Here is a 24,085-nt window from a genome sequence, read left to right on the forward strand (position 1 = left end):
TTTTGAAGGAACAACGTTCCTTTTATGTTTGGTGGCGATAGCGAAGAGGTCACACCCGTTCCCATTCCGAACACGGCAGTTAAGCTCTTCAGCGCCGATGGTAGTTGGGGGTTTCCCCCTGTGAGAGTAGGACGCCGCCAAGCAATGTTTATCACATCAATTAGGATTCATAAACCCGTATAAACAGGTTCAAATCCTATCTACGCATCTAAACCTTAGGATTATCCTAAGGTTTTTTTGTATAAATTCCACAATTCGTTGGAAAGGCTTATTAATAGCATGATTTTGGTAGGGGGCTTCTCGAATGACCAGTAAAGAAGAAATCCTGGACAATAAACAAATTCTTCATTCTTTTGCGAAATGGTTAATGGGTCAAAATAAATCCGATGGTACGATTAAAACCTATGTGGGAGTCATCTCCCAGTTTCTTCAATGGTTTAAAGATGAGGCGGAAGAGATTGAAAAATTCCACGTCCAAACCTATTTAGACGATATGGAACAGTCAAACAAGAGTGGAGGAACGATTGAAAAACATTATTCAGCCATTACCATGTTTTCCAGATTCCTTGATAAACCCGAAATCGTCCTCAACATCGATCGTAAAGCAAAGGAAAAGAAAGAAGATCCGCCAAAAGCCCTGAACATGCTTGAGCAAGCTGCTCTCCTAAAAGAAATCGAGGCCTCTGGGCATTTCAGGAATATTGCTATTGTCTACACAATGATTCATACGGGTATCCGGGTGTCCGAACTTTGTGATTTGAACCATAGTGACATTCAAAAAGAGGGAGAAAGGCAATATATCCTCATTCGGGATTCAAAAGGTGATATAGACAGGAAGATTCCACTCTCCATGACTGCTAGTGAAAAGATCAAGGCATACAAGGAATTTTTAAATATGGAAACGGAAGCCATCTTCATATCCAGTGTGAATCAACGCATAACGCCAAGGTCCGTGCAATATATGTTGACTAAATATAATACGACTCCCCATAGGCTGCGGAATACGTTTTGCCAAACATTAATCGATAAGGGGATAGACCTTCAAACCGTTTCAAAATTGATGGGGCATAAAGATTTGAACATGACCAAACGTTATATAGGAGAAGGAAAAGAAGAATTGGAATCAGCCATTGAAAATATTTTTGATAATTTGTAGGTTTGGGAATACTTAACGATATACAAGAAGTTTTCCTTCATTATAAAAGTTCCAATGGCACGGGGAATTTAATGCTGATGATTTAAAAATAGCATTTCTTTTATAGTTGTAGGCCTTTTAAAGGACAGATTAAAATGACTAGGAATTTTTAAGGCGAAGATCTCTTTTGGTGAATGCCACCCAAAACAACCCTTTGGTAGCCAAGAGGGTTAATTAAAAGGAATTTATTCTTTACCTAGGGTAGACTAGAAAACATCATTGGACTTCTACAATTTAGGGTTGCAGGGTAGTTTCTCTTAGTAGTTTCTCGGCTTCAATTATACAAGCACCCTTGTCATGTAGGTATTCAAGTGAGATACTCCTTTTTAATGCTGTTTGTTCAATTAATCTAATTTCATGCTGCATAGCACCAGACAAGATTTCATTTTCAATGTTCTTATTTATTTCATAATAAAATCCTGCCAATAATTCTAACGGTAATTCATCGTAAAGGGAACTTTTTTTGATCTTCATAAAGTACCTCCTCATTCTACAATAAAACTAGCATACATATTTGTAATAAAAACATAAGGGATTTAAAGGGGAGCTTTTAAGCTAGGGGAACCCTGAATTTGACCGAATACAGAGTTTTTTTTGTATTTGAATAATATGATTGATGAATCACTGTTTCCTATTCGGAAGAAGCTATTCTTTCTATGTACTGTTCCGGGTATTGGCCCCACCTACGCCAGATACTATGACGGCCACGCATGCCATCCAACCTATTATTATCATAAAAGAAAGCGCTTACATTGTCAAGAATTTCATTTGGAAATTCGAGCAAAAACCTCTTGGTATGATAAAAGGATGACAGGTTGATAGGAAGAAGGGGCTAAAATTAACAAAATCAGCAGATTTATTATTTTAATAATATCCAAAAAAGAAAATGTTGTATTTCACAAAAATGGTTGAGCGCCGTTTAAAGCTAAAAAATTTCCGAAATGGTCTGTATAGCATTGTTACACCCGTTCGTAAAAGTTAGAAAAACATTTACGAACGCTTTTGATAGAATAAGAGAGAGAAAAGTAGATGAAGGAGTAAAAAAATGGATGTCCGTAAATTTGGATACATAAGAGTGAGTAGCAAAGATCAAAATGAAGGACGACAACTTCAGGCCATGTTGGATAATGTTCTTAAAGAACTTGATATCTAGGTCTTTACAGGATGGTCCGATCGATTGAACTAGTTGTGTGGCTTTGATGATTCTTGGATTCAGCGGTGGCAAAATCAGTCTACGAACGCGCAAAATCTAAAAATCCAGGAATGGAAAGGGAGCTATAGATTTTTTATTTAACCGTAGGTCAATAAAATTCGAAAAGCCCATCCTCAGCTGGATGGGCTTTTCAATTTTATAATCCCCAAAGTCTATAACACGATTTGTGAGTAGGTATAATCTATAATATGGTAAAAGTCAACTTTTCAATATCGTTAGTAAAGAGCTGAGTTTATATAAATTCAAAAATGAATTATGGGCATTTCGATGAATCCCCTATAGAAAGGCATTATTTGCGAATAAAATTCATTAATGAATTGACTGATGTTAATAATAAGCGACTTTACATTAAATTGGGACTTGGCATGCAAGTTGCATAATAATAGTTATAAATCAAACATGCACGATATGAAATTCGTTTATGTGCGGGGGGATAAATGGTGCGAAAAACGATAAATAAACCATGGGAGCAATGGTATGTTGAAAGTATGAAATCTATGAAGCTACCGGAAATATCCGTCTATTCACTGCTTGATATAACAGCAAGTAAGTTTCCACACCATACAGCCATCATTTATGAAGACCAGTCAATGGATTATAAGAATCTAAAAATGCAGGTAGACAAACTTGCAGGTAAATGGAGAGAAATGGGCTTTGTTAAAGGTGAACGGATTGGACTGATGATGGCCAACCACCCTTATTTCATAATCAGTTATTATGCTGCCCAGGCACTGGGTCTGTTGGTTGTACAAATTAATCCCTTGTATAAACCGCGGGAACTATTGCAAATATTAATAGACTCGGATACCAAGAAAATTGTATTTGACCAAACGGCCGCAAATACAATCGAAGAAACGAAAGCGATATATGAATTTGATGTATGCATTGATACGGAAAATGATCAAAATGGCTCCTATTCCCTTAAAACGATGATTGAAACCGGGGATGCGATTAAGAAGCCAGTAGTGATAATCCCGCATGAAGATACGGCAGTCATCCAATATACTGGCGGCACCACTGGAAAGATGAAGGGTGTCATGCTTACTCACCATAATTTAACCTCCAATGTCGTGCAGAGCTTTGAAATGTATGGAGATTCCCTGAAACCTGGAGAAGAAATCGTTTTGGCAGCTACGCCTCTTTACCATGTTTATGCCATGACGAGTGCAATGAATCTAGGTATCTATATTGGAGCTGCCATCCTCTTATTTCCTAAATTCGAACTTGAAGATGTACTTGCAAAAATAAAAAAGTACCGTCCGACTTTCTTTCCAGGAGTTCCAAAGATGTACAACGCTTTCGTCAATCATCCAGGAATTGAAAACTATGGACTGAATTGTTTAAAAAGTTGTTCTTGTGGATCGGCCCCCCTGCCGGTTGAAGTAATAAAGCGATTTGAGGGGCTGACCGGTGCCAAAATCGGAGAGGGTTTCGGTTTGTCTGAGGCTTCACCTTCCACTCATCGTAATCCGCCTTTCGGAAAAAGGAAAATAGGAAGCATTGGCATCCCTTTTCCAGGCACGGACTGTATGATCATTGACGATGAAAATAATGAAGTGCCTAACACATCCGTCGGGGAGTTGCTCATAAAAGGCCCGCAAATCATGAAGGGTTATTGGAATAACGAAGCCGAAACCAAAAAGGCCTTACAGAATGATTGGCTATATACTGGCGATCTTGCTGTGATGGATGACGAAGGATATTTCTATATCGTCGGCAGGAAAAAAGAAATGATCATCGTCGGCGGATTCAATATTTACCCGCAGGAGGTAGAAGGGGTTCTGTATGAACATCCGTCCATTAAAGAGGCAGCTGTGGTTGGCATCCCCCATAAAGAAAAAGGAGAAATAGTGAAAGCATTCATCGTACCTAAAGAAAGCGCTTCCGTGGATCTTGAAGAAATAGAAGGATATTGCTATTCCCAATTGACGCCTTATAAAGTACCAAAAGTATTTGAATTAAGAAAAGAACTTCCGCGTAATACAGTGGGTAAACTATTAAAAAGATTGTTAGTTAAAGAGGAATTAGAGAAGGATTGAAAGAGGAGGAATGTGATTTCAACCATCTAAGTTGAACCTTACGTTGGTTGGTATGCCATTGTAAACAAATAAAGAAGAGGAGGGATTCATATGCGTTGGGTTGTTCTCATTCTATTATTCTTTGGAGCCGTCATCAATTTTGCAGATAAATCGATCGTGGGCCTCGCAGCTGTTCCCATCATGAAGGAATTCAATCTTACCTATGCAGAGTGGGGTCTTGTTGGAAGCAGTTATTATTGGCTTTACCCAGTAACAGGGATTTTTGGGGCAGCATGGGCTGATCGGCTGGGGGCTAAAAAAGTGCTGGGGTTCATCATGCTGACATGGACCGTTTTGCAATTCGGCGTTTTAGCCATCACCGCTCTTCCGTTATTAATTCTATACAGGATTTTACTTGGCGCATTCGAAGGGCCTTATAGCCCAATTGCTTACAGCCATGCCGATAAGTGGTTTCCGCCGAAACTGAAAGGCTTTGCAAATTCGGTTGTTGTTGGCGGAGGGACCGTTGGTGCGATGATCGTGGCACCGATCCTCGTTTCCTTAATTACGATATTCGGCTGGAAGGTTGCCTTTGCAGCACTTGGTGCAGCAAGCCTTGTTTGGTTCTTCCTCTTTCAATTTTTAACAAAGGAAAATCCAGTTGAAGTATATGAAAACGTCCAAAAGAAAAAGAAACAAAAACTGGAAAAAATAAAAGTGAAAGACTTTTTGCTGCTACTGGCCTCACCTACTGCTTTTTTTACTACACTAGCTTATTTTTCAACGTATATTTTAGTTGTTTGGTTTTCTGTTTGGCTCCCGATTTATTTAGTGGAAGCCGTTAAAATGAGTCCAGGTCAAATGGGAACCAGCGTTGCGATAATCGGAGTCGTTTCCGTATGTATTTATATGGGGGTTTCGATGGCGTCCGATCATTTATTCAAGAAGAATCAGAATTGGCGATCATCAAGAGTATTCGTCGTTGCGGGCGCCATGATTCTTGGTGCATTGTTCTTTTCCTCAATCATGATATTTCAAAATCCAATCTGGGTGATAGTCGCCATGTGTTTAGCAAAGGGCCTTACATACGCCATTTTACCAATCGGACCAACGATCATGATCAATGAAATGCAGGAGCGGGGGGGATTGATGACAAGCATCTTAACATCATCAGGAAATCTAGCGGGCATTGTTGCACCTCTATTAACTGGCTATATCATAAGTCTAGCTGGAGGAAATCAACTATTGGGTTATAACCTATCGATATTGTTCATGGCCATCCTTGTCCTGGCTTTTGGCATCCTGTTTGCGATATTCGTTAAACCGGCCGGGAAACTTAAAAATAAAAGTTCTGATAATTTTGACCTTAAGTCCTCATAAGCAGGGTCGAACCTGCTTACATTCAATGAAACTAGTGAAGAGAAGGAATGCCTTCAAATAATGGAGTGAATAAAAGGAAAAGGAGCGGATGGGACATGAATAGAGAAGCCGTCATAGTTTCTGCAGTTCGAACAGCAATTGGAAAACAGGGAGGTGCACTTGCATCTGTTCCTGCCCACGTATTTGGAGCAGAAGTGATGAAAGAAGCCTTGAAACGAGCGAATGTAGAACCTCGTATGGTAGATGATGTAATCATGGGGAATGTGTTAAGCGGGGGTGGAAACATTGCCAGGTTAACTGCACTGGAAACGGGCCTCTCGATTCATCTTCCGGGACTGACTGTCGACCGTCAATGCGGCTCGGGAATAAATGCTGTCAACTTGGCTGCACAAGCAATCCGGGCTGGCGAAGGCGATGTCTATATCGCCGGTGGGGTCGAGAGCATGAGCAGGGCGCCATACTTGATGGACCGACCGGAAAAACCATACAGTGCAAAGCCGCCGCAGTTCAGAAAGTCCAGGTTGTCCCCAAAAGAGATTGGCGATCCCCCGATGGGAATCACGGCTGAAAACTTAGCGGGAAAATATGAGGTCAGCAGGGAAGAACAAGATGCCTTTGCTCTACAAAGCCAAAAAAATATGGCCAGAGCCGTGGAAGAGGGCCGGTTCAATGAACAAATTGTGCCTATCCACATTCCCGTCAGAAAAGGTGACGATATCGAATTTAATTTGGATGAACATCCACGACCGCAAATAACGAAAGAAGGGCTAGCCAAATTATCGCCTGCATTTCTAGAAGGCGGGTCCGTGACTGCAGGCAATAGTTCGGGATTGAATGATGCCGCATCAGCATTGGTCATCATGTCGAGGGAAAAAGCGGTGGAATTGGGGATTAAACCTTTAGCGATGATCAGGGCACAGGCAGTTGCAGGGGTAGATCCAAATTATATGGGAATAGGACCTGTTCCCGCTATAAGGAAGGTAATGGAGAAATCAGGACTTTCCTTAAATGAAATGGACATCATTGAGATTAATGAAGCATTCGCCGCTCAAGTCATTGCCTGTAATCGGGAGCTTGATATGAATCTAGCAAAAGTGAATGTGAACGGGGGAGCCATTGCACATGGACACCCACTAGGTGCGACGGGTGCCATCCTCATTACGAAAGCGGTTCATGAATTGAAGCGTTCTGCCGGAAGGTTCGCCCTTATTACAGCTTGCATTGGAGGCGGACAGGGAATTGCTACGATAATTGAACGTGAAGCCTGATTTTACATGTGTGTTTACAAAAAAAACAATGAATTTAGCACAGCATTCAGACCTAAATGCCCTACTTGTCGATGGCTACTATACATGAACAGTACTAAGGAGGAATAAACTCATGACAATCACTTTAACCAAGGAAATGCAGCAAATGAAGGAAATGATCCGTAATTTTGTTGAAAGGGAAGTGGAGCCCTTCGCCATACAAATTGAAGAAGAAGATGCCATCCCGGGGCATTTGGTGGAAAAAGCGAAAGACCTTGGCTTATTCGGGATAAGCATTCCCGAGCAATACGGTGGAATTGGCTTAAATGCGGTGGGAAAGGCTACCGTTTTAGAGCAGTTAGGAAGGACCCATAATGGTTTCGTTTCATTAATAAGCGCTCACACCGGGATTGGCAGTACAGGTCTGGTTAAGCTGGCATCCGAACATTTGAAAAATAAATACTTGCCTGAAATGGCAGCAGGCACGAAAATTGGCGCCTTTGCTTTATCTGAACCCGGAGCGGGATCGGATGCAACCAATTTGGCAACGAGTGCAGAAAAGAAGGGTGATTACTGGGTGATGAACGGTACGAAACATTTCATCACGAATGGGCCGATAGCTGATGTTTATACCGTATTCGCTTTAACGGATAAAGATAAAGGGGCAAAGGGAGGGATTACCGCTTTTTTAGTGGAAAGAGACTTTCCTGGTTTGACTGTCGGCAAAAAGGACAAAAAAATGGGATTAAGAGGATCATATACCTCACAGGTCATTTTTGAAGATTGTATCATACCTGAAGAAAATGTAATCGGCGAAGTTGGAATGGGATATATTTCTGCACTTAAAATTTTAGGTGAAGGGCGAGTAGGATTGGCCGCAAGAGCAGTGGGTTCAAGTGGAAAATTAATTGAATTATCAGCCAAATATGCCAAAGAGCGCATCCAATTCGGTAAACCGATCGCTGACAACCAAGCGATTCAATGGATGCTTGCTGATATGGCAACCGAAACGGAAGCCGCAAGAGCATTGACGATGATGGCGGCACAAAAGATTGATGAAGGAAAAAAAGTGATCAAGGAAGCTTCAATGGCAAAACTGTTCGCTTCTGACGTTTTTAATCGGGTGGCGGATAAAGCGGTACAAATTCATGGCGGGATGGGATATATGGCTGAATATCCAGTAGAACGTTTTTATCGGGATGCCCGCATAACGAAGATCTATGAAGGAACGAATGAAATCCAACGTTTAATCATTGCAAGAAATGTCTTGGAAGAGTGCTGAATGTTTTCTGTTTTATTCGGGCAGGTAGTCTTTTGCCCAAGTATACGGAATTTCAAGGGGGAGGAACGAAATGGGAGAAGATATCGTGATCGTGAGTGCTGTACGAACACCAATTGGTAGGTACGGTGGAGCATTTAAAGAGATTAGTTCCGGTCATTTGGCTAGCATTGCCATTAAAGAAGCGATCAAGCGGGCAAATATTGCAGCGGAACAAGTGGATGAAGTCATTTTCGGGGAGGTTAGGCAAACGACCGAATCCTCGAATGTCGCGAGGGTGGCAGCATTGCGATCAGGGATTCCCGATTCTGCACCGGCCTTTACGGTAAACCGCTTATGTGCATCTGGAATGCAAGCCATCACCTCAGCAGCACAGCAGATAAGCTCAGGTCAAGCAAATATAGTCGTTGCCGGGGGTACGGAAAGCATGAGCCGGGCACCGCTTTATTTAAGAAGTGCCCGTTTTGGGGGAGACCGGACCCAACTAGTTGATTCTAATACTGAAGCTGGGCAGCAGCCTCAAGAAATTTATGGAAAAAGTTTGGTGATGGGAATCACCGCTGAAAATGTCGCACAGCGATACAACATTTCCAGGGAAGAACAAGATGCCTTTTCAGTGGAAAGTCAACGAAGAGCGGCGCAAGCGTTAAAAGAAGGAAAGTTCAAGGATGAGATCGTTCCTGTCCAGGTCTCTGACAGGAAGAGTACGGTTACCGTTGAAACGGATGAATATCCACGCCCGGATACCACAATGGAAAAGCTTGCAAGCTTAAAACCGGCATTCAGGGAAAACGGAACCGTCACTGCAGGGAATGCTTGTGGCCGAAATGACGGGGCAGCTGCATTGGTGTTAATGAAGGCCAGTGAAGCGGAACGGTTGCAAGTACAGCCAATCGCAAAGATCGTCGATTGGGCGACTGCCGGAGTTTCTCCTGAAGTGATGGGAATTGGTCCAGTACCAGCCGTTGGAAAACTTATGGAGCGCACCGGGAAAAAAGTAGAAGAAATTGGGCTTTTCGAATTAAATGAAGCGTTCGCTTCACAGGCATTGGCAGTAATCAGGGATTTATCGTTAGATGAAAACAAGGTGAATGTAAACGGAGGCGCCATTGCACTTGGGCACCCAGTCGGTTCAACGGGCGCAAGGATCGTGACAACACTAATATATGAACTGATTCGCAGAAAAGAAAAATATGGAGTTGCTACACTTTGTGTAGGCGGCGGCCAGGGAATGGCGATCATGATTGAAACGATATAGTCCAACGATAAAGGAGCGGAAACCCCATACGTTTCTGCTCCTTTCCGTATATAAGTTGAATTGCATAAGTGAGGGGGAGGAAGATTGCCTGTTGAAGTGGAGGATATTCGGAATCAATTCGAAAGTAGTGCATTCTTTTCACATATTGGGTTTGAAATCATCCGGTTTGAAGAAGGGAATGTAACAATAAAGCTAAACATTGAAGAACATTTACTTAATGTCAATGGAACACTGCACGGAGGCATTCATGCCACCATGCTGGATACCATCCTAGGAATGGTGACTCGTTCCGTCACCAAATCTAAAGTCGTTACGACAAGTTTAACAGTACATTATTTAGCCAGCATATCAAGCGGGGAACTATTTGCGGAAGCAAAAGTCCTGCAAAAAGGATACAAAATTGCCTTTACTGAAGGAGAAATAAAAGATGCTGAAGGCAACATCATTGCTAAGGGCACAGGAATTTTTAAAATCATTCGCGATAAATGAGGTAAGGGTGATCAAATTGGCTGACAAGTGAGTATGCTCCATTTTAATAGTGAAAAATGAGGTGTGAAAAAATTGACTAGAGCTTGGCATCGATTTTATCCGAAAGAAACCCCAGCAGAAATTGACATTCCAGTATTGTCCTTATATGGACTCCTTGAACGTTCAGCCCGACTTTACCCAACCTGCAAGGCCGTAATAGATGGGGATCGGGAAATGACATATATGGAATTAAAGGATGCCGCAGATCGTTTTGCTGTGAATTTAGACAACCGTGGATTTCAAAAAGACGATCGTATAGCAATCATGCTGCCAAATTGTCTAGAATATATCATTGCCTATTATGCCACCCATCGTTTGGGAGGTATGGTCGTTCAAGTGAACCCACTGTATAAGTCGAGTGAATTGGACTATATATTACGGGATTCCGGAGCAAATTGGTTCATTGGGCGGGAGATACAACGGGAAATATTAGCGCTAACAAGTTTTTCTGAAAGGTTAACGTTCATATCTGCCGAGCAATTAATGGAAACTGGAACGGATTTATCAAGGAAAGATAAGGAACTTCCTGTTCTGGACATCGATCCAAAGGAAGCTGTGGCTGTTCTTCAATATACAGGGGGAACTACAGGGAAATCAAAAGGGGTCATGCTCACGCATTTTAATTTGATCTCGAATGTATTTCAAGATTTTGCTTTCACGGCTAATGCCCTTCAACTCCAAAGTCCTGGCGAACGGATGCTTGGATTGACCCCATTATTCCATGTCTTTGGTAATGGACGATTGAATAGTGCCATATATGCCGGATCAACTTATATCACATTAGAGAAATTTGAAATAGATAAGGTGGTAGATTTGATTCGAACACATCGGCCAACCATTTTTCCTGGTGTCCCGACCATGTATATTGCTTTATTGAATCACCCGGATTTGACGGCGGACGATTTATGCTGCTTTAAGTACTGCAGCTGTGGTTCTGCGCCGCTTCCGATAGAAATCACTCAACAGTTCGAAAAAAAATTACGGGTTACAATATTAGAAGGATTTGGGATGTCGGAAACTTCCCCCACTACACACCGTAATCCAGTCATAGGACAGAAAAAACAAGGAAGTATCGGAATTCCATACCCAAATACCGATGCTAAAATCGTCGATTTGAAAACAGGCGTTGATGAATTGCCAGCAGGAGAAAGAGGCGAACTGATCATTAAAGGTCCGCAAGTAATGAAGGGATATTGGGAAAATCCAGAGGAAACGGCAACAGCTTTGCGGGATGGATGGCTTTACACTGGGGATATCGCGACGATGGATGAAGAGGGATATTTTTATATCGTAGGCAGAAAGAAAGATATGATCATTGCAAGCGGTTATAATGTTTATCCAATTGAAGTCGAGGATATTATTTATCAGCATCCAGCCGTAAAAGAGACTTGTGTGTATGGAGTACCGGATTCATACCGTGGGGAAACGATAAAAGCGGCCATAGTTTTAAAGAAAGGCAAGTCAGTCTCGGAGCAGGAAATAAGGGAGTTTTGCATGCAGCGATTGGCCAGATATAAAGTGCCGCGAAGTTTTGAGTTCAGGGAGCAATTGCCAAAATCAGCTGTCGGTAAAATCTTGCGCAGAATATTAATGGAGGAAGCACAGAGCCCTACTGCCGGAGGGAGATAAGCATATCAGTTATCGTAAGGGAGCTCAGATGAAACCCTAAACAAGGGGAACCTTTATTCAAGGTTCCCCTTGTTTAGGGTTTATAGACTAAAAATCTACTTTCCTTTTAGGGGAATTTCAAATGAAGTCCCATCCACCAATAATTCATGAGACTTACCATCCGCTATATCATCGGTAGTGAATGAAAAGGAATCGAGCCGATCTAATTTTGCCTCTGGATCAACCAATAAACCAATTGTGCCTTTTCTCAATTCTCCTGGTTGGTAATCGGATCGACTTACTTTTTTTGTCCCCATAAAAGTATCCCCGGAATGGATGAAATTTTTAGAAGGCACATCATATGTAAGATCATCATTGAAAGTAACATTTTCCATGCTGAAGAACTGAAGTTCCTTCGAATCTTTATTTTCAACAGAATAAGTTATCTCTAGATAAGAAACCTCTTCAACGATATCCGTTTTAGACAACGCCGCCTGTTGATCGATTTCCTCCATGGATAAATTCTCTTTATAATATATCGAATAGGCCTCTTCAAAACTCAATCCCGTATAGGACTTGAGTTCCTCTTTTACTTTATCTGTGAGTGAAGATAATTGAATCCTGCGGATATCCTTGACTGTGATGACCATCGGTGCCAATTCAAAAGCCTCATTAATAGACTTCGTTTCTAGTAATCTGAAGGTTCCCCAATTTTTTTGGCGAACCTTATCCCCGACTTTTTCAAGATGGATCCCGCCATATTCCTCAACCTCAGGAATTTTGGATTCCTTGGCTTCCGCATTTTCCCCTTTTTCAGTTTTATCGCTCTTGAAATAATTTAAGGCAATCACACTTAAACAAATAAGCAATAATCCAACCATTGCTGAAATGATCCAACTTTTACGAATACTTCATCACTCCTTGTCTTAAACCATGATGTCAAAGAATAATATACCATTTTTTTGCAAAAGAAGGAAAGGGGAGTGCCTAGAACATGTTCATCCAAATGATTCGAAGTTCCCTGTCCATGATAATGATTTCTCAGCTACAGTACAAGCCGTTTTATAAAAGATTCATATCATATTTATAACGAAGGGGAAATCTTGAAAAACTGAGAACATGCTTTTATTCTTTTATAGTTTTCTCATCCTTGGAGACCTCTGCAGTAACAAATTTTAAAAAAAGGAGACGTTTAGGATATGTTGTGGCCAATTAACAATGGTAAGGAAAGGTTACATCAGCCAAATAAAAGTGCAATGCTGTCCATGCAAGAGATGAAAGCCATTGAGTCCTGGATATCTCAAATAGGGATATTCCAAATATATATAACCGCTGGACAATTAGTATCCACCGCCAGAAAAACGCTCAAGTTCAAGTATAAAATAATCGGGCATGGTTTTAACCGGGTCGTCTATGATTTAAATAATGGCTATATTTTAAAAATTGCATTGTCACAAGTAGGACTAATAAGCAATGCAAATGAAGCCTATATATATAATAACTGTAATGAGGAAGTCAAAAAGTATTTATGTCCAGTTAAGGAGTATGGGACGGGCTGGATAATCATGAAGAAGGTGGACACGAAAGTGCCGTTTGCAATCAAGGAATATACGAAACTGTTCAAGTTGGAATTAAAATTCCTGAGGCACGGTATGATCCCAATAGATTTGCGTTTAGATAATGTCGGATATAACGAGAATGATGAAATGGTCGTCATTGATTACGGTCTATTCACCATGGATCTCAAAAGCCCCGTGCTGCGATGGCTTGTTTGATGAGATGTCTATCCAAAGAAAATATAAAATTGATTTACAATGAGGTGATTAGGCGAAGCGGTGAATCTTGTGCTATCTTGATTTTATCGAATGGTCTAAATGAAAGAAGCATGTTACGAAAGGGCTTTTTTGTGCAACATGCTTTTTTTATGGTTTAAAGGATCATAACTGATGACACAACGCTAGCCACCTTTTTATCATTTTGAAATAAATCTGCAAGTACATAAGCTGTTTTTTTTCCGATTCGGTCTACTTTTGCTTCAACTTGTACGTCTCCTAATCTTACTGGCCGATGAAAGGTAGTATGTAAATCAATGGATGCGAAGGATTGTCCGATGCTTAATTTAGATGATATCGCATAAGCCATCATAATATCTGCTGCAGAAGTGACAAAACCGCCCATTGCTACACCAATTCCGTTAATAAACTTTTCATCTACTTTCCATACACCTCTCGCAATTCCATCCTGGGCATAATTTGCTTCAATCTGTAACGTTAGATCACAATTCGGAGGTTGTTTCCCCTCCGTAATAACTTGTAAAAGCTCGTTTCCTTTAGATGGTTCCCCCATTAAATACCCCCCTTGAATAAGTTGAAACTACAGAATATTCTAACATATATCTTGGTGTCAATGAAGTTGTTGTTACAAATAAAGTAATTAGAGACCCGAACCAAGAAAAATTATGAGTTGGTTGATTTCCACTTCAGGCACTCGCTTTCCGCGGGCGGTCTGGGGAGCCTCCTCGGCTTCCGCCTGCGGGGTCTCCCCTAGACACGTTTTTCCCGCAGGAGTCTCGCACCTTCCGTTCCAATCAACTTGTATAAAAATTCTGATGAAACCCTTTTGTCTAAAAAAGTGGTTCGGGAATGGTCACATCCCCAACCAAGAAATGTAATTTGGTGGTGGATTTGATATCCACTCCAGGTACTCGCTTTCCGCGGGCGGTCTGGGGAGCCTCCTTGGCTTCCGCCTGCGGGGTCTCCCCTAGACACGTTTGTCCCGCAGGAGTCTCGCACCTTCCGTTCGAATCAACTTTGTTTTATTTAGATAGAATACTTTTGTCTACAAACTAGAAAATTTTTGTTTGCCGACAGTCTTTTTTTGTGTGTTTATAAATGGGAACGTTGATTTTCACTTCAGGCACTCGCTTTCCGCGGGCGGGCGGGAGCCTCCTCGGCGCGCCTGCGGGGTCTCCCATGCCACGCTTTTCCCGCAGGAGTCACGTACACCCGCTCCAATCAACTTTGTGTTTTAAAAGAAAAAACTGTAGGCTGCTCTATTCGGAACCAAGCTTTAGTCTAGTTTATACTTTAAGTTTTTCAGGTGTAATCCTCATTGGATGGAAGAAATTTACGACACTCCTGTCGAAAAACTGGCTAGCCTAGATCCCACAAGCGCTTGCGTCAAGGAGTCTTGGCAGGCAGTCGGCGAAAGGGAGCGGATTTCAGAAATCACCGGGAACGACCATTAAGACAAAAATGATGGATAGTCTCATCCCGAATTATTTTAAGACTGGATGATCCTTCAAGTTTTTTTACTGTAATAAATAATAGATTAAAGAAATTTGCGATACTCCTGCCGAAAAACTGGCTAGTCTAGACCCCACAAGCGCTTGCGTCAAGGAGTCTTGGCAGGGGCAGTCGGCGGAAAGGGAGCGGATTTCAGAAATCAACGGGCATGTTATTTTATAAAAAACATAGGGAAGTTTGAAGTTAATAATTATCAAAAAAATCAAAAACTTCTTCTTTTTCTAATTAAATTGTGATAGTGTATAAAAAAAGAGAAGTATTACCTTCATCATAATTTCAAAAAGAAGTATTTAATTCATCAGAAAGGAGTGATATGGTGGAACATCTTCCATTTAAATTATTAGTAAAAGAAAAATTTGATCATCTATCGGCAGGTCAAAAAAAAGTTGCCGCTTATCTGATTGAAAATTTGGATGAAGCCGCCTTTAAAACGGCATTTCAAATTGGTCGGGAAGCAGAGGTTAGTGAAACAACGGTCATTCGGTTTTCCTATTCATTGGGATTTGAAGGGTTTAGTAAAATGCAGTCGAGGATTCAAAAACAGCTGCTGCACCAAAATCAAATAGACTTATCCAATACTGATTCCATTCTCCGCATTGATGACAAGCAAGATCCCTTTACAAAAGTGATAGAAAACGAAGTTCATATTTTAAGACATCTATTAGATCATACGAACGTTCAGGACATATGGAAAGCAGTCGATGTTCTGATCCAGGCTGACCAAATATTGATTGCAGGGCATCGAATTTCCCATGCCGCCGCCTATTGGTTCTCCTATACGCTAAGTTCATTAAGGGAAAATGTAAGTTTATGTTCACCTACAGGAGACTTCTATGAAAAGTTTTGTAATCTCACAAATAAGTCTGCATTAGTTGTTTTTTCCTTTCCAAGATATGCAAATGAAACATTAAAAGTTGCTGAGTGTGCCAAAGAACAAGGAGTTTGTTTAATTTCAGTTACAGACCGCCTTCTGTCACCAGTCGGACGCATCTCTGATATTTCACTGACAACTGAAGAAAACGCAGAAACCGGAACCAATTCAATCGCTTCCGTTATTAGCTTGTTGGACTTAGTCATTGCTGGCATCCATCAAAAAGACGCAAAACGGATATATACCCATCAGCAAAAATTAGAAAGACTATATTCAAGTTATGAGGTGTTTAATGAATGAGTTTTTAATAAAGTTAAAATTCATGTAAAGGAGGAGGGGCATCATTATGGACCCGATTCAATATATTGATCACCATCAAGAAACATTGATGAAGTCCTACCATGATTTGCATTCTTTGGCAGAGCCAAGCTGGCAGGAAGAAAGAACGTCTTGCTATATTTTAAAATGTCTTAGGGAAGCGGGCATCACCGTAAAAACATTTCAGGGCCATTATGGAATTATTGCCGAGGTTCCAGGCATTTCAAAAAAGGTTGTGGCATTAAGGGCTGATATGGATGCGCTTGTTCAGGAAGTAGATGGAGTTGTTAAGGCCAATCATTCATGTGGACACGACGCACATAGCACAATGGTTTTATATACAGCGTTGGCCATTGCCTCCAGCGGAATCCGGCCTAAACACACTCTCCGATTTATATTTCAGCCTGCAGAAGAAACAGGGGAAGGCGCTCTTCAAATGATCAATGATGGCGCGTTGGAGAATGTTACATATTTATTCGGGGTACATGTAAGACCCAGTACGGAGGTTCCTTATATGAAGGCTTCCCCCGTCATTGTCCATGGTTCAGCCGAAACAATAAGGGGTACAATCAAAGGCCTTCAGGCTCATGCATCCCGTCCGCAAGATGGAATAAATGTAATTGAAGCAGCAGCTTTGCTTGTCCAAAAATTACAGCAGATTAATCTGGAAACCGAAATTCCTTATTCCATCAAAATGACTCAATTTGAAACAAACAATAAAGCATCAAACGTTATCCCGGAAACAGCTGTCTTTGCTATTGATGCCAGAGCGCAGTCAAATGATGTAATGAATGAACTAAATCGCTTAACAAAGGTAGCTTTTGAACAGACAATGGAACAAACTGAAACATCGATCTCCTGGTCTGCGGAAGAATTTGTCCCAGCTGCGACCTTGCATGAAAAGGCGATAAAGCTGGCTGAGGCCGCAATTGCAGATATCCTTGGGATGGAAAATGTCGTTTCAGTCTGTGTTTCTCAAGGAGGAGAGGATTTTCATTTTTATACAGCCGAAAATCCTGATATAACTGCAACCATGATAGGGTTAGGCTGCGATCTAACGCCTGGTCTGCACCATCCGGATATGAAGTTTAATTTACAAGCACTTATTTATGGAACGAAAATTTTAATTAACACAGTCATGATGGCGGCAGAAGAGTAAAATTTTTCACATAAAAAATTAATGAAGGGGTGTTTTATGGAAAATACGGCACAAACATCACAAACCGGGGACCAAACAGCTGCTGATGAAAAACAACTGGAGCGAAAACTCAAACCAAGGCATCTATCGATGATTGCAATCGGCGGCACCATTGGAACGGGGCTATTTTTAGCAAGCGGTTCCATTATTCATACTGCGGGTCCTGGAGGAGCTGTGGCTGCTTATATAATTGCCGGGATCATGGTTTACTTTTTGATGACAAGCTTAGCCGAAATGGCTGCCCTTATTCCTATTACAGGCTCTTTTAGTACCTATACATCAAGGTTTGTCGATCCTGCATTAGGATTTGCGGTCGGATGGAACTATTGGTATAACAATGCAATCGTAGTCGCGCTGGAATTAGCAGCTTCCTCCCTGATAATGAAATATTGGCTGCCTTCTGTTCCAGGCATCATTTGGAGCGCATTATTTCTTGCACTCATATTTGGCCTTAATATTTTATCGGTAAAAGGATATGGAGAATCAGAATTCTGGTTTGCCATTATAAAGGTTTTGACGATTATCATTTTTATTGCAGTAGGTTTATTAATGATTGTTGGGATCATGGGAGGGGATGCCGTAGGTTTTGAAAATATCACCAAAGGGGAGGCACCGTTTAAAGGAGGCTTTTTATCTATTATAAGTGTCTTTATGGTGGTAGGATTTGCCTTTCAAGGTACCGAGTTAGTAGGAATTGCGGCCGGCGAGAGTGAAAACCCAAGAAAAAATATACCAAAAGCCATTAAGCAAATCTTCTGGAGACTGCTCTTGTTTTATGTATTGGCGATAATTGTGATTGGATTTTTAATAAGCTATAATGATCCGCGTTTGTTAAGCTCGGATATTGAAGATATTGCGGTAAGTCCCTTCACTCTAGTTTTTCAAAACGCTGGGCTTGCCATCGCTGCCTCCGTTATGAATGTGGTCATTCTTACTTCCGTTCTTTCTGCAGGCAATTCGGCCATGTACGGAGCTTCTCGCGTGCTTTGGGTGCTGGCGAAAGAAGGCAAAGCCCCTTCGTTTCTAAAAAAAGTGAATTCAGGCGGCATTCCAGTGAACGCTGTGTACTTTTCTACCATCGTTGGGATGGCAGCTTTCCTGACCTCTCTTTTCGGTGAAGGCACGATTTATACTTGGTTATTGAATGCTGCAGGATTATCCGGTTTTTTATCCTGGTTAGGAATTTCGATTACACATTATCGTTTCCGGAAGGCATATATTGCACAAGGTAGAGATTTGAAAGATTTGCCTTATGTATCAAAATGGTATCCATTCGGTCCGGTATTAGCCACACTTTTATGTGTTACGGCAATCCTGGGACAAAATTACTCTGCATTTTTCGGTCCTGAGATTGATTGGTATGGAATTTTAATTTCCTATATCGGGCTTCCTTTATTTTTCCTGGCTTTTCTAGGTTATAAAATCGTAAAGAGAACAAAAATGACTCCATTGCAAGAGGCCGATTTCAGTAAAGTGGAATAACCTCTTTTGTAAAAAAGCAGGAAAGTATTATTAAGAAAGACCATTTACATGATAGCCCAGTGCCCCGTAACGACATGCCGTCAGCTGTGGACTGCCTTGTCATCTTATGTTGTCAATAAGGACACTTGTGCTATACCAAGGAGGTTGACCATGACGAAATCACAGGAAATTGTAATTCGTTCCATTCATGGAATTGAAGAGCTGGAGGACGTAAGAAAGCTAGAGTCCAGCATTTGGGGAGAAACCGACTCAATCCCCACACACCAAACCTTAACAGCCGTGAAAAACGGCGGTTTGGTTATAGGAGCTTATTGCGAAGGAAAGCTGATTGGATTTCAATACAGCTTTCCGGGATTCAATGGGCAATCAGCCTATCTTTGTTCACATATACTAGGCATAGATGAGCAATTTCGCAACAAAGGTATAGGCGAGAAGTTAAAGTTAGCACAACGTGAGGAAGCGCTAAAGCTTGGCTATTCCCTTATTACCTGGACATACGATCCTTTGGAAAGTGTTAATGGGTATTTAAATATAGCCAAGCTCGGTGGGGTATGCTCCACATATATAGCAAACTGCTATGGTGAAATGGAAGATCTTTTAAACAGCGGAATTCCTTCTGACCGCTTTCTTGTCGAATGGCATATTGATAAAAAAGAGACAACGGATTCTAGCGGAGGGGGAATGCCGCTGGACTTTGTGATGGAAAACTCGCTTATTCAATGGGATACCATTGAAAAGGGATTACCTGTTCCAACTTTCACTCGTCCGCTGCCTGAACAAGAATGTGAAACAGCTTTTGTGGCCCTTCCAAAGGACTTCCGAACAATAAGAGTCACAAATATTCAAGCGGCCAAAGAATGGCGGATGAAAACCAGGGACATTTTTACCGGATTATTTCAGCAAGGATGGCAGGTAACAGGTTTTATGAAGAATTCCATGACGGAAATTCCCGTTCAGTTTTATGTGCTATCAAGGAAATGAACTAGAAGAATATATATAGTGTTTAGTAATTTCAGGCTGTGTAAGCTATTAATAAAAAATTTGTAAGACTGTGTCCATTAACAGTTTTATCACAGAAGGAGAATTTCTAAGTGAAAATTAAACAAGTTATTCTAAGGCATCTTAAGCTAGACTTGCTTGAACCTTTTACAACTAGCTTTGGGACGGAATACGATAGGGATTTTATCCTTGTGGAAGCCATAAGCGATGATGGCATTTCCGGTTGGGCTGAATCGGTTGCGATGCTCGACCCCCTGTATAATGAAGAGACCTTAAAAACAAATTGGCATATACTGGAAGACTATCTAATTCCAATAATCCTAAAAAATGAAATCAAGCATCCTGATGAAATTTCCGAAAAATATTTCACCCATATTCGCGGAAATTATATGGCAAAGGCCGCTTTAGAGGGTGCCATTTGGGATTTGTATGCTAAAAAGCAAGGTGCTTCTCTTTCAAATGTGTTAGGTGGAACAAAAAAGAAAATTGAAGTGGGGGTAAGCATCGGAATAAAGGATTCGATCGATTCGACCCTGGATATAATTGAAGCTCGTCTCGGTGAAGGCTATAAACGTTTTAAACTAAAAATCAAACCGGGCTGGGATGTTGAATTAATAAACAAGGTACGAAAAGTATATCCTGAAATCCCGCTCATGGCCGATGCAAATTCAGCTTATACCTTAAAAGATATAGACCGGTTATCCGCCTTGGATGATTTTAATTTAATGATGATTGAGCAGCCGCTTGCCTATAATGATATCATTGACCATGCAGATTTACAGTCAAGGTTAAAAACACCTATTTGCCTGGATGAAAGCATACACTCATTAGAGGATGCCAGGAAAGCTATTAAATTGGGCAGCTGTAAAATTATTAATATCAAGATTGGCCGTGTCGGAGGTTTGACTGAATCTAAGAAAATCCATGATTTATGCCTAGAAAATGGCATTCCGCTATGGTGTGGAGGTATGCTGGAATCAGGCATTGGAAGAGCTCATAATATTGCAATCACTTCACTGCCGAACTTCACTCTTCCCGGTGACACCGCAGCTTCCTCCCTCTATTGGGCAGAAGATATCACTGACCCCGAAGTTACAGTGGAAAACGGAATGATCAGTGTTCCAGAATTGCCTGGAATCGGCTATGAACCAAGCATGGAAAAAATCAAAAAGTATACTATACACAGTCAAACCTATCATTTAAGTGAGAATGTTGCTAGAAACGCCTAGGCTGCTACAACATTGCATAAGGCATGATTCCCGAAAAAGGGAGCATGCCTTTTTTTGAATACAAACATTAATGATTGGAAGTACTTGCAATGCTAGGGCAAAGGTAAAGACTGCTATTCGATAAATCCCTATCCTTGAGGAGTAATGCTGAACTTACATAGATAATGGATAATGATATCGCTATGAAAATCCTATGAATTATAGAGGAATCGTGATTAGTTTAATAATTAGGTAAGTGGAATAACAATCTTTTGTAAATCCTATTTTGTTATAATAGGAATAAAAGCTTAACTATTATTAGGTATTATTAGGAGATAATATGATAGAGAATATTAAGACTGGACGAGAAATTCAAAACGACAGATTTTTTATCCTTTACTTTGCTTGTAAAACTGAACGGGTGCCTTGGTAAGCAAAAGTATTTACGGCTTGTGTTGTAGCTTATGCATTCAGTCCGATCGACCCTAATACCCGATTTTATACCCGTTCTTGGTTACTATTTCTTGTTCAATTAGGGACAATTATTGCATTAAAGATGATACCAAAGACTGTATTAACCGACTGTGAATGTAAGGCAGAAGAAATGATGAAAAACGATAAGCAGAAGTATTGGATAGTCGGTTCGATAATAGTATTAATCATCTTTCAGGGATCTTACTAGCTTGCGCCAAATAACCAACTCATTCTGATTGTGACGTGAAAATTCTTCCGCAATACAAAACCTGTAATAGTTTTACTTGACGTAAAGTTTTTTAAAATAATTTAATATTAAAACAACATTTTTATGTGAATCAATGCACATACAAAAAGAGGGGATGAAATAGTGTATACCGACAATGATGCTAACGCTTACAATAAAGTCAAGGAGGAGGTGAGTATTAAGTGATTGATGAAAGAAGCATGAAATTATTACAAGAAATTTTAAATAATCAAAACACAACATTATCGGTTTTAGAGAGCAAACTTGGAATTAATCGGCGTCAGATTAATTATAGCTTTGAAAAGATCAATAATTGGTTAAGCAGTTTAGACCAAACAAAAATTGAAAGAACGAAAACTGGAAATTTCATTGTTTCTTCGTCATTAAAGCATATACTCCCAATTGATAATGATGATAATGATGTGGAGATATATATTTTTTCTGAGAATGAGCGTATTGCTGTTATTCTTCTCATGCTACTTAGTAGAGACGAGGAATTGTCATTAATTCATTTGGTCTCAGCGCTTGGAGTTGGTAAGAATACTGTATTAAGGACAATAAAGGCAGCTCAATACGAGTTGGAAAAATATCAGCTTAAAATTATTTACTCACGCCAAAGCGGTTACAGAATTCAAGGTAAAGAGTTTGATAAACGACGATTACTAATTACGGTCATCCAGTCGATAGTCTCATTCTATAAAGGGGAAAAGGTTCTACTACAGTATTCCTCTTTTAAGGATAGAGAGGTGGAAACTCTTCGTAAAAAACTTGAGCAGATTGAAGTTCACTTAAGTATAAAATTTACGGACGAGAGGTTAGTGACACTACCTTATATTATTGCTGTTTGGATAAATAGAGTGAAACAAGGGAAAATCCTTGAGCCTAATTTTAATATTGATTTCTCTGATCTTAAAGAAACTAAAGAATATCATGCCGTAACAAAAGTTTTCTCTGAACTTGAGGTTATACCACCTAAGGAATTACTTTTTCTTACTTTGCAGCTTTTAACTATGAATATATCTTCATCTCAAGTTCTGAATGATAATAAGTTGTCAGACTTAAAGAGCTCACTATTTGAGATGGTTAAAATTATTGAAAATATTAGTGCTATTGATATTCCAAACAAACAGGAATTGATAGATAAGTTATTCCTTCATGTAAAGCCGGCCTATTATAGAATCAAATATAATTTAGGTTTGATGACGTCAATGTTTATTAAGTTCGATGAGAAATTAGAGGATCTACATGAGATTGTCAAGGTATCTGCTAGTCCTATCGAATCCTTAATGGGCTGTCCCATCCCTGAGAGTGAAAGTACCTTTTTAACCATGATTGTTGGTGGATGGTTGACTCAACATGGTGTTCAACTAAACCACAAGAAAATTGCAGCTGTTGTCTGTCCTAATGGTGTATCAGTATCAAAATTACTGCAAGTGAATTTAAAATCCCTATTTCCTGAGTTTATGTTCCTTGAGTCTATGTCCCACAGAGAGTTTTCTAATTATAAGGGAAAAATTGATGTCTTATTTACTACACAAAGATTACCTACTGATATTAAACAGTATATTGTTCCATCTTTAATAAATGAGAGAGAGCAAAACGAGATTAGGAAAACTATACTTAATGAAAAATATGGGCTTGTACCTAACAATGTTGATTTAAACGAACTTATACAAGTCATTAGTAAATATGCTGAGGTCAAAGATTCCAGTGGGTTATTGAAAGGCTTAAGTAGTTTTTTTAATAAAAATAGTTTTGTAAGTGCTACGAATGTTGAAACAAATTCAAAATTAACGCTTAAGGACCTAGTATATTATGAAACAATCAACATCCGAGATAAGGTGAAAGATTGGAAAGAAGCTTTATGGTTTGCTTCAGAACCTTTGTTAAAAAACAATTGTATTGGTCATAACTATGTGGAGGCAATGATCGAACAATATCAAAACGATAGTACATACATTATGTTAGCAAAAAATATTGCCATTCCCCATTCCAGACCAGAAAACGATGTTTATCAAGTAGGCATGAGCTTTTTAAAGTTGAATGAACCAGTGGAATTTGAAGGTGGGAATTTTGTAAAGCTTATTTGCGTTATTGCTGCAGTGGATAAGGAACAACATATTCGCCCTATATTACAGCTTAGAAGAATGGCAGAGAGCCAAAAAGATATACAAAAAATAAAAGATGCAGAAACAAAGAAAGAAATATTCTCGGTTATTGAGAAGTTTTCTAAATGAAAAAAGCGAAAGGAGCGAGA

18 protein-coding genes, 1 rRNA gene and 1 pseudogene are annotated in these 24,085 nt (G+C 40.2%); 17 read left to right on the top strand and 3 right to left on the bottom strand.

What is annotated here, in order from left to right:
* The first annotated feature begins 27 nt into the window (after window positions 1-27).
* Window positions 28-143 (top strand): 5S ribosomal RNA (gene rrf, locus MKX49_RS08235).
* 161 nt (window positions 144-304) lie between these two features.
* Window positions 305-1,156: a tyrosine-type recombinase/integrase gene (locus tag MKX49_RS08240; RefSeq protein WP_340876005.1), complete on the top strand. Its 852-nt coding sequence runs from the start codon at window positions 305-307 to the stop codon at window positions 1,154-1,156.
* Window positions 1,157-1,429: 273 nt separating this feature from the next.
* Here the strand turns inward: MKX49_RS08240 and MKX49_RS08245 are convergent, their stop codons facing one another.
* Window positions 1,430-1,669 carry a hypothetical protein gene (locus MKX49_RS08245; RefSeq protein WP_323598149.1) on the bottom strand — a complete coding sequence of 80 codons (240 nt, stop codon included), beginning with the start codon at window positions 1,667-1,669 and terminating at the stop codon, window positions 1,430-1,432.
* Window positions 1,670-2,240: 571 nt separating this feature from the next.
* On the opposite strand from MKX49_RS08245, the pseudogene MKX49_RS08250 reads away from it, so the two are divergent.
* From MKX49_RS08250 to MKX49_RS08285, 8 genes and pseudogenes are all read left to right on the top strand, one after another.
* Window positions 2,241-2,345: pseudogene (locus tag MKX49_RS08250) on the top strand (recombinase family protein); the annotation flags it as partial.
* A 503-nt stretch (window positions 2,346-2,848) separates the two neighbouring features.
* Window positions 2,849-4,447, top strand: coding sequence for a long-chain-fatty-acid--CoA ligase (locus MKX49_RS08255; protein ID WP_340876006.1), 1,599 nt, complete (start codon window positions 2,849-2,851; stop codon window positions 4,445-4,447).
* Between the two features lie 90 nt (window positions 4,448-4,537).
* Window positions 4,538-5,806 carry an MFS transporter gene (locus MKX49_RS08260; RefSeq protein ID WP_340876007.1) on the top strand — a complete coding sequence of 423 codons (1,269 nt, stop codon included), beginning with the start codon at window positions 4,538-4,540 and terminating at the stop codon, window positions 5,804-5,806.
* 95 nt (window positions 5,807-5,901) lie between these two features.
* Window positions 5,902-7,074: a thiolase family protein gene (locus tag MKX49_RS08265; protein WP_340876008.1), complete on the top strand. Its 1,173-nt coding sequence runs from the start codon at window positions 5,902-5,904 to the stop codon at window positions 7,072-7,074.
* 112 nt (window positions 7,075-7,186) lie between these two features.
* Entirely contained in the window at window positions 7,187-8,335 is a 1,149-nt protein-coding gene (locus MKX49_RS08270; protein WP_072272816.1) for an acyl-CoA dehydrogenase family protein, read from the top strand.
* A gap of 70 nt (window positions 8,336-8,405) precedes the next feature.
* Window positions 8,406-9,590 (top strand): thiolase family protein, encoded by a 1,185-nt coding sequence (locus MKX49_RS08275; RefSeq protein ID WP_340876010.1) that lies wholly within the window; start codon window positions 8,406-8,408, stop codon window positions 9,588-9,590.
* Window positions 9,591-9,674: 84 nt separating this feature from the next.
* On the top strand, window positions 9,675-10,079 hold the full coding sequence (locus tag MKX49_RS08280) for a PaaI family thioesterase (RefSeq protein ID WP_063576637.1): 405 nt from the start codon (window positions 9,675-9,677) through the stop codon (window positions 10,077-10,079).
* Between the two features lie 63 nt (window positions 10,080-10,142).
* Entirely contained in the window at window positions 10,143-11,747 is a 1,605-nt protein-coding gene (locus MKX49_RS08285; protein ID WP_340876012.1) for a long-chain-fatty-acid--CoA ligase, read from the top strand.
* Between the two features lie 95 nt (window positions 11,748-11,842).
* Here the strand turns inward: MKX49_RS08285 and MKX49_RS08290 are convergent, their stop codons facing one another.
* A complete protein-coding gene (locus MKX49_RS08290) occupies window positions 11,843-12,607 on the bottom strand; it encodes a hypothetical protein (RefSeq protein WP_340876013.1) in 765 nt (254 codons plus the stop codon).
* A 318-nt stretch (window positions 12,608-12,925) separates the two neighbouring features.
* On the opposite strand from MKX49_RS08290, the gene MKX49_RS08295 reads away from it, so the two are divergent.
* On the top strand, window positions 12,926-13,501 hold the full coding sequence (locus tag MKX49_RS08295; protein ID WP_340876014.1) for a hypothetical protein: 576 nt from the start codon (window positions 12,926-12,928) through the stop codon (window positions 13,499-13,501).
* Window positions 13,502-13,655: 154 nt separating this feature from the next.
* Here MKX49_RS08295 and MKX49_RS08300 read toward each other — a convergent pair whose 3' ends face one another.
* Window positions 13,656-14,072, bottom strand: coding sequence for a PaaI family thioesterase (locus MKX49_RS08300; RefSeq protein ID WP_034312878.1), 417 nt, complete (start codon window positions 14,070-14,072; stop codon window positions 13,656-13,658).
* A 1,272-nt stretch (window positions 14,073-15,344) separates the two neighbouring features.
* Between MKX49_RS08300 and MKX49_RS08305 the strand changes: the two genes are divergently transcribed.
* From MKX49_RS08305 to MKX49_RS08330, 6 genes are all read left to right on the top strand, one after another.
* Window positions 15,345-16,202: a MurR/RpiR family transcriptional regulator gene (locus MKX49_RS08305; protein ID WP_251542149.1), complete on the top strand. Its 858-nt coding sequence runs from the start codon at window positions 15,345-15,347 to the stop codon at window positions 16,200-16,202.
* Window positions 16,203-16,248: 46 nt separating this feature from the next.
* Window positions 16,249-17,379 carry an amidohydrolase gene (locus MKX49_RS08310; RefSeq protein WP_340876017.1) on the top strand — a complete coding sequence of 377 codons (1,131 nt, stop codon included), beginning with the start codon at window positions 16,249-16,251 and terminating at the stop codon, window positions 17,377-17,379.
* Window positions 17,380-17,415: 36 nt separating this feature from the next.
* Complete coding sequence (locus MKX49_RS08315; RefSeq protein ID WP_340876018.1) at window positions 17,416-18,900, top strand: amino acid permease; 1,485 nt, start codon at window positions 17,416-17,418, stop codon at window positions 18,898-18,900.
* A 150-nt stretch (window positions 18,901-19,050) separates the two neighbouring features.
* Window positions 19,051-19,881, top strand: a complete 831-nt coding sequence (locus tag MKX49_RS08320; RefSeq protein ID WP_340876020.1) for a GNAT family N-acetyltransferase — start codon at window positions 19,051-19,053, stop codon at window positions 19,879-19,881.
* Window positions 19,882-19,991: 110 nt separating this feature from the next.
* Window positions 19,992-21,128 carry an o-succinylbenzoate synthase gene (gene menC / locus MKX49_RS08325; RefSeq protein WP_340876021.1) on the top strand — a complete coding sequence of 379 codons (1,137 nt, stop codon included), beginning with the start codon at window positions 19,992-19,994 and terminating at the stop codon, window positions 21,126-21,128.
* Between the two features lie 882 nt (window positions 21,129-22,010).
* Window positions 22,011-24,065, top strand: coding sequence for a BglG family transcription antiterminator (locus MKX49_RS08330; protein ID WP_340876023.1), 2,055 nt, complete (start codon window positions 22,011-22,013; stop codon window positions 24,063-24,065).
* Window positions 24,066-24,085: the final 20 nt, after the last annotated feature.

This window comes from Peribacillus sp. FSL M8-0224 (assembly GCF_038003055.1).
In the GTDB taxonomy this organism is placed as follows: Bacteria; Bacillota; Bacilli; order Bacillales; family DSM-1321; genus Peribacillus; species Peribacillus frigoritolerans.